The 8,082-nt window shown below is 52.8% G+C and carries 6 protein-coding genes; 5 read left to right on the plus strand and 1 reads right to left on the minus strand.

What is annotated here, in order from left to right:
• Positions 1-11 precede the first annotated feature (11 nt).
• The 5 genes from BUA42_RS19405 to BUA42_RS19425 all read left to right on the plus strand — a co-directional run bounded on the left by BUA42_RS19405 (position 12) and on the right by BUA42_RS19425 (position 6,471).
• Positions 12-911 carry an HNH endonuclease gene (locus BUA42_RS19405; protein WP_072780003.1) on the plus strand — a complete coding sequence of 300 codons (900 nt, stop codon included), beginning with the start codon at positions 12-14 and terminating at the stop codon, positions 909-911.
• 125 nt (positions 912-1,036) lie between these two features.
• Complete coding sequence (locus BUA42_RS19410; RefSeq protein WP_072780004.1) at positions 1,037-4,147, plus strand: phosphorylase family protein; 3,111 nt, start codon at positions 1,037-1,039, stop codon at positions 4,145-4,147.
• A 51-nt stretch (positions 4,148-4,198) separates the two neighbouring features.
• Positions 4,199-4,480, plus strand: coding sequence for a type II toxin-antitoxin system RelE/ParE family toxin (locus BUA42_RS19415; protein ID WP_072780005.1), 282 nt, complete (start codon positions 4,199-4,201; stop codon positions 4,478-4,480).
• 12 nt (positions 4,481-4,492) lie between these two features.
• Complete coding sequence (locus BUA42_RS19420; RefSeq protein WP_072780006.1) at positions 4,493-4,783, plus strand: HigA family addiction module antitoxin; 291 nt, start codon at positions 4,493-4,495, stop codon at positions 4,781-4,783.
• A gap of 113 nt (positions 4,784-4,896) precedes the next feature.
• Positions 4,897-6,471, plus strand: a complete 1,575-nt coding sequence (locus tag BUA42_RS19425) for a helix-turn-helix domain-containing protein (protein WP_072780007.1) — start codon at positions 4,897-4,899, stop codon at positions 6,469-6,471.
• 49 nt (positions 6,472-6,520) lie between these two features.
• Here BUA42_RS19425 and BUA42_RS19430 read toward each other — a convergent pair.
• Positions 6,521-8,082, minus strand: a 1,562-nt coding sequence (locus BUA42_RS19430) for a relaxase family protein (protein WP_245819077.1), incomplete at its 5' end; no start/stop codon positions are given.

Consider the following 8,082-nt stretch of genomic DNA (forward strand, 5'->3'; position numbering starts at 1 on the left):
GCCGGACCTGAATGACCTTCGGAGTGTTCATTCATCGCAGTGACTCGATCTACGATGACGTGCCCTCAGAACGCTATCAGTTCCCGCGCCAGTATTTGTCCCGCGCTCAGCAATGTGAAGGTGACTGGATCGTCTATCTTGAGCCTAGCAAGGTGAAAGACACGAAGGGGTACTTCGCAGTCGCAAAGGTGCACGAGATCATCTCCGACCCTCGAAAATCTGACATGTACTTGGCCGTCATCGAGCCAGGGACGTATCTTGATTTCGGCGATCCTGTGCCGTTCCGCGATACCAAGAATATCGTTGAGAGAGGCCTGCTGAATGATGAGGGCCGCATTTCTGGGCGCGCTCAAGCAGCTGTTAGAACGCTTTCAAATGAAGACTTCGCCCGGATAATCGAGCGCGGATTGGACGCTGAGAACGATATTCTGCCCCGTGTAGGAGACCTCGCGGCAAGCTCTGGTTTTCAAGATGAGCAAGCGCCCTTTCTGCACCCGACCGCGCGCGAACGCGTCAATCAACTTACTAACAGAGCCGTTCGAGACCGAAACTTCAGAAAAAACGTGCTACGTGCATACGGCGAGCGCTGCGCTATCACAGGTCTTCGCTTGATCAACGGTGGCGGGCGTGCCGAAGTAGAAGCAGCCCATATCATGCCGGTTGAGCACAATGGACCTGACATCGTGAGCAATGGCCAAGCACTTTCAGGAACCGCGCATTGGATGTTTGATCGGGGATTGGTCAGCATAGCTGATGACTTTTCCATCCTGGTTTCTAGGCAAAGCAACGACCAAGAGGCCGTGAAAGGAATGATCAATTCAAGCGGAAAAGTGTTGATACCAGACCGTCAAGCGAACCGTCCAAGAAGGGAGTTCGTTGCTTGGCATCGAGACAACCTATTCAAAAAGTAAGAAAACCCAAAGGCACAAGAGCAGGCTAAAACCAGCTGGAGAAATCTGGAAACTATCGTTGGATTGCTGCTGACTCTTCAGGTGGACGGGGCTATATTTTGTGGTCTGACAGGAGGCTTGTACCATTGAGCGAGAAAAGACACTTCGATTTAATCGTCAACATTCCACTAGAAGAAGAACTAAATGCATTTTTGAACATCTTTGATCACAAAGAGGATTTCTCAAACGACGCCCAATACCGTTGCACGGTTCATACTGGCACAGATGTAACGATGCTTGTGGTCGTTCAGGATGAAATGGGCAAGTCATCCGCTTCCAACTCGACCACAGAAGCGTTGAATGAGTTCTCCTGCGATCTTTTCATATGCCTAGGAATCGCTGGCGGCCTCTCTAAGGACCTCAAGCTAGGGGATGTCTGCTATTCCGGGAACATATTGGATGTAAATGACAACGCAAAAACTACGGATGGCGATGAAGGTGCTATCAATTTAGAGCTTTCACCCTTCACGTACCGAACCGACAAGCCGCTTTCACTGGCCCTCGATTTTGTTCGTCGTGATCCGACTTCCCGAACGAAATATTCAGAGTGGCAGCAAGGCCGTTTGGCCAGAGCGAAGGAACTCGGGCTTGAAGAGATTCAAGACAAGAAGGGGCAGAACCCACAAGAACCCTTGCCAAAATCTATGGGTGGAACGATTGCTTGCGGCGTCGTTAGTGCCGGCAATAACTACAACGATAAGCTCAAGCAAATTGACCGGAAAGTACTCGCCATCGAGACTGAGTCCGGTGGCATTTTTAACATAACATCAAGGAAGGGCGTCAAAGCACTCACAATAAGGGGTATATCTGACTACGCTGATCCAAACAAAGCTAAGCTGGAGGCAGGAACCCAAGACGCTGTCAGGGTTTTAGCGGCAGAGAATGCCGCAAGTTTTCTGAAGTTTCAGTTGGGGAACAAGAAATTTGTAGATCGAATCCGATCCTCAAAAGCAGCCACCCACGATACCGAAGAATCCATCGAGGCATCTTCGACAACAAAGTCACTAGAAGAGCTTGTCTTGGGGGGACAGGACTTCATTGATGAAAGGCTTCGTGAGTTATCACCTGAGTACAGGCTTCATCCGAAGGGGTATCAAATGCCCCTCCCATCCATTATTGCTGAACAACCCAAGGAAGGCAGCGGGCGTGGGTCAGAGCCGATCCATGACATTGTCGAGTGCCTGCAAAATGAAGACCATATCTACATCGCGCTTGATAAGAGCTATCCGGACAAAAGTGTTCCTTGGGTCATCGCGGACCACCTGATCCGAAGCGAGATCAACAACGTCCAGCTCCTGCCGATTGTGGTCGATGGTGATGACATCAAGCCACCACACTACTCGATAGAAGTGGCCGCGCCTGACGTATTTGTGGGTGACCAAGAAAACCGCCAGGTGGTCATCATTTTTGATGGTCTACCACTGTCCTCAAAAACACGAACAAAGTTCATTTTGGATCAGGTCCATCAGCATGAGAACGCTAAGTTTATCTTCATAGATCGCACGGAAGCCAATTTCTTCATGCAAAGTGAATTCGCTAGTGCAGTTTCTGCTTCGGCGTATCGGCTATGCGAAGTGTCATTCTCACAGATGGCCTATTTTGTGCAGCGCAACTTCGAGATGAACGGGACAGAGTCAGAAGTTGTTGCAAAACGGCTCAGGGATACCTTTAGGAAATTCCACCTGAATGCGCATCCAGCATACTTCGCAGGTATTCCAAAGGAGACGCTTTCAGCACTTATACAGGCCAATCGCAGAACCGAACTCATGCAACTTGGTGTGGATGGGTTTCTGACGTTTCTTGTTGCAGGTGATCAGGCCAAAATCACACTAAGCCGAACCACTAGAAGCAAGTTCCTTCGCCAACTTGTCGTCGAGTTGAATGTCAATAAGAGAAGCTTCAATGAAGCCGAGCTGGTGGAATACACCGCTGAATTTGCTGCACACTACGACTTTGACATAAAGCCAATCACGTTCATTGACGAGTTCACCAAGTCAGGAATCCTCTTTTTCGATGACGACCGAGTGCGAGTTGCAATCCCATTCATTGAAAGCTTCCTGTTGGCACAGGAGTTAGCATCTAAACCAGAGATCGCAGTCCAATACTTTGATCTGAAAGACTATAACTTCGATTTGGCGACCTTTGACCTCTACTGTGAGATTCAACCAAGTGAGCAAATAGTTTCCGCGGTTTCAAAATTTCTGGAGGACAACATTGGCACTTCTCAGGAAGAGCAGCATATTCTGCTGTCGGATCGGATCGACCCATCAAGCCTGATTGCCGTCGATAAGTTGGGCGCTCTCCAGAACCGCATCGAAAAAGCCGCTCGAGACATTGTCGACGACAAGAACATAACTGTCGAAAAACAGCGGCTCATGGACATAACCGAGCGTGTTTCGGAAAGAGCTAGTAAGTCCAGCGTTGCAGCATTTGAGACGGACGGAGATAGTGAAACGTCGGCAGATAGCATTGCTCATCGAGAGGAGTTTGAAGCCGCAGTTGATCGTCTCTCAGACTTGTCCTTCGGCACGATGGTCGGGACGTTGTTGGTTGGATACGGCGCAGAGCATCTTGATGCTGACACAAAGCGACAGCTAATTGTCTTAGTTGCGAAGAGCGCCGCCAATCTTATCGACCAATGGACTGAATTCAATAATAAAATTGACTTCGGATCGATGAAAAGCGACCTTACATCCGACGAATTTCTTGACGAGATGATGGTCAAGTATCCAAGCGACACCAAGCGAGAAAAGCTGAAATCGACGATTTCCGACTATGTCGACATGATGAAGTTCATTTGCGTGTCGGATCCGTTTAGGAAGGTCATGGGCAGTCTCGGCGACCATGCGAAAAATCCAATACTTGGAAAGAGCCTAGCAGCGGTTGAAATCGATGAGCAGTTTGCAGAACTGATCAGAGCTATTTGGTTGTCTGACCTTGAGTTGGGCTATGGCGAAGACCTGCTGAACGAAAAAACCAAAGCGCTCCCCAAACTATCTTTGTTGCGCATTTGCATTTCCGAGTATCTGCTCAAGCAGGTGTATTGGACCCATGCAAAGAAAGATCACCGGCTCAAGTTGCTCGATATAGCGGAATCCGTGCTAAAAAAAGTGTCGCTGAACATCGACAGCTCAAAGATCAAGAAGGCTATCACAGAAGAAAGCAAGAAGAACGGCGATGGCGGTTTCCAGTCCTGATGAAGCATGTCACATGTTGACAGGTGTATCATTTAATGATACATATCTCTAATGATCCAAAGCACCAAGGGTAAACTCGCTGCCAATGCCGTGAAAGGCAAGTATGGCAAAGGCTTCCCGGGTGACTTGGTGAAGCGCACGCGGGCGATGCTTTCGGCGCTGGATGCTGCGGTTGTTGTCGAGGATTTACGGTTCCCGCCTGGCAACCACCTGGAAGAACTGAAAGGGGATCGGGCTGGGCAACACTCCGTGCGGATCAACGGACAATGGCGCATCTGCTTTGTCTGGACGCCGAACGGCCCTGCCGATGTCGAGATTGTGGACTACCATTGAGAGGATACGCTGATGAGCATGCTTGAAGACCCGATGCACCCCGGTGAAGTCCTGAAGGAGCTTTACCTTGATCCCCTGGAGATGGGGGCCATCGCGTTTGCGCGGCGTCTGGGCGTGCCTCGGACGCGGATCGAGCGGTTGATCAAGGGCACGACCGGTATCACACCTGACACAGCCCTGCGCCTCGCCCGTGTGTTCAACACGACCCCGGCCTACTGGGTGAACCTGCAGACGAACTATGACATGGCGCTGGCGGCTAAGGAGATCGACGTGTCAAACATTGAACCGCTAGTGGCAGCCTAGGGGAAAGACACAGAAGCGCGAATGCACATTCGAGCAGTCTATTGGAGGTCAGAAGGGCCGGGCCTTCGGAACTTGGCAGAGACCCAGAAACACAGGACTACAACTCAAAAAATATGAAAAAACTCGACGCTCCCGCAAAAGATAGCGAACCTCTATTTGTTCAGAAGGTCGAGAAGCTGCCGCTTCCGCTGGACCGGCACATTGCGTCGCTAAAACTTTGGAGTGATGCGAACACAGCTGATGGCGGCTACAAGCTCTTTTTGTCGGCCAATGTTGGAAGTGACGTGATCACGCTGGACGCAGATGGCACCCCAATAGATGTGGTGCTGGAAATATATCAAGCCGAGGTTGACCTGTTCTTCCCTGGATCCCGTGTCTCAGTATCAGACACATACCGCGAACTGTTCGGAGTGGATGTCAAATCTGCAGAGGTTGAGGAAACCGAAGCCTTTGAGAGCAGTGGGTCTGCTAGCCTAAGGCCTGGCTCTAGTGGCTTAGACGCAAAAACTTCCAAAAAGACCACAAGGTCAAAGAAGCTCGTCGAAGACGATGGCTTATCCTTTAGGCATCCAGCACTTGAAATGGTCTGCTTTGGAAAGTGGTCTGAGAAGAAGGCCCTCGAAGGCAATCAAGTACCCAACTACAATGGATGGGAAGTGTTTCACGCCAACGGGAAAGACCCTTCCGGTGTTCTGGCACGCTTCAATGTCCGGAAGAACTGGATCGGTTTCAAAGATGTCGAGGCGGACCAATCCACTAGGCTCGGCCGTCTGATAAATGACACCTTGGGAAAGAAGTCTCGCGTTGACCAAGAGCGAGCTCGCTTATTCACGCTTTTGTTGAAGGAGCTCGCATACCTTGGTCTTCAGAACCGTCAAGAAAAGTCGATAGCGACTCTTGCCGCTGCCGCCATTCAAGTCGATCCACAAACCAATGAGCATTTTTCGGTTCCTGCCGCTGACCGCCGGAAGAATCTGTCTGTTCCTTCTCAGCTCCTGACAAGGTTTTTGACGTCGACTGAGGAACAGCTTCAAGCGGCCTATAAGTCAGCAATCTCAGATGCAGAACAACTTGCGAAACTCAATGAAAAAGGTTTTGTGCCAAAGTCAAATTTCCTCGAGGCACAAGCAGCGTACCTCAAAATCAGCCTCATGATAGACGCTCCACAGTTGTTACGGAAAGACCTAGAAAGTGAGTTTGGTGCCAATGTCATCAAAGACCTTTCGAACCTTGGTCTACTCACTCGGGGGCCAAAGGGAACAGTAAGGCTAGTCGAACCGATGGCTGGTACTGAAATTGGCGTCGCCTTTCAAACACTGGTGAAACGTCAGCCCACTATTCAGAAGGTTGACAGCTGGCTAGTTGAGAATCCGAACATATCACCGCTAGAAATCGGGCAACGCCTTGCAGAGTATCTTTGGAAAGACTGGTCCGACACCTCTGCAAAGCGGAATGGTCACCAGATCCGCAGCTGGGCAAGGCTCCAAGGGCATGACCGCAAGGGGCGACGCCCAAGCATCTCGCCAGAGACACTTCCCATTATCCGGGAATACGCCGCACAGGGTATGTCGGTTCTACAGATTGCAGAAGCCATCGGTGTGCACCAATTCACCGTAGAACGAGCTCTCCAAGACGAAAGGCAAAGGGAACTGCAGGAAACCTTTGAACAGAACAACGAGCTGGATTGAGACGGACTGTTTAGGCTTCTAACAAATGAGTTCGTAGCGCAGATTAGGATCAATGCCTCAACCCCCGCTCCGCATGCGCATCTTGACTGTCTAGCTGTCCCTCAATCTCTCGGCGGCGGCCTTCGCTAAGGTCAAGCTTTGCTGCAAGCTCTCGTCCAGCGTCTTGTAGCTCGCCTCGTCGTTCAGCAATCCGCTCAAGGCCTTCATGGATGCGGCTTGTGAACGAATGAGCAAGGTCACGCAGTCTTTCAATCCAGCCAGCTCCGTCTCGATCCTGCCGGTCGAGCGTGCCTCCAAGGCGGTCAAGTCCTTCGCGGAGGCCTCGGAGGCCGTCACCAACCGCTCGACGCAGGCGAGCAAGTCGCGTTCCAAGGCTGTCAGTTGGGTCATCTAGTCCTCCTCGATCCGTATGCAGGTGACGTGCCTCTCGCCCATCGTGCAGGTGCGCAGGCGTGTCTTCGATGGGTCCAGGATCAGCCAGGTCCCCTCGGGCCGTTCGATCCGTGTGAGGCCCATCTCCGTCAGCTCCGAGCGTGTCAGATGCGCCGTCCAGAAAAAGCTCGCGGCCATCATCGAGGCGATCCCCGTCAGCAGCATCCCCGCGATCAGCCAAGGCGAGATCGTTAGCCAAAGGCGGATCGATCTCAGCCGCGTCTCGAACAAGCTCGCCGTCTCGGTCTGAAACCGGCGCGTATCGCTCGTGATGGTATGCTGCGCGGCGCCCACAATGTTCTTCAAATCGATCCTGAAGCTTTTGAGCTGGGATGAGATCGAGGCGACGTGTTCCTGCCTGATCTCGTCGAGCTCCGCGTTCAGCTTCTCGCTCAGCCGGGTCGGCTTGCCAGTCTTCATGGAAAATCTCTCCTTTCAGCCGCCAGCGCTCGCCCGTGTCGGGATCGCGGGCGGTGATATAGGCTTTGCCGGTGCGCGGCAGGTCGAAGCCTGCGTCGGTCAGCGCCTCGATCATGGTTGTGCGATCGGCGATCAGGCCCATATCAATCTGGTCCTGTATCCAGGCATGCAACTCGTCGCGGCCTTGCGCGCGGGTTGAGGCCTCGATGGTGTCGCGGACTTCCTGGGCACGCTCCACATCCATCGGGTCGGCCCAGCCGTGGCGCTGGTTCATGACGTCCCGCAGGCTGTCATAGGCGTGCTGGTAGCCGGGCGGCGCGATGTTGAGGCTCTTGCCCGTCGTCAGCTCCAGGCGCGGCGTGCAGAAATGGAGCTCGACCCGGCCTTCGTGGCGATGGCGGACCCAGAGCACCTCATATTGCTCAGGGTCCAGCCCCGCGAAGGCCAGCCGCTCGAACCCGTCCATAACCTCGGCCTGTTGGTCCTCGGTCGGGTCGTCACTATCCGCAAAGCTGATCACGCCCGCGCGGTAGGTCCACTGGTGGCGGCTGGCGTCGATCAGAGCTTCGGTGCTGTCGGGATTGCCGCGCAAGACCTCGGGCAATGGGTCGCGGGTGGTGATTATGGGCTGGCCGTCGGCATCACGGATCGGGTCGCGGTTACCGTCATAGGCCAGCACGCGCTCGGCCACGAGGTAGCCGACTGGCCCCGCGCCCGCGCCCTTGCCGTTGGGGAAGAACTTGATCAGCACCGCCGCGC

The sequence above is a fragment of the Marivita hallyeonensis genome, assembly GCF_900129875.1.
Lineage (GTDB): Bacteria > Pseudomonadota > Alphaproteobacteria > Rhodobacterales > Rhodobacteraceae > Marivita > Marivita hallyeonensis.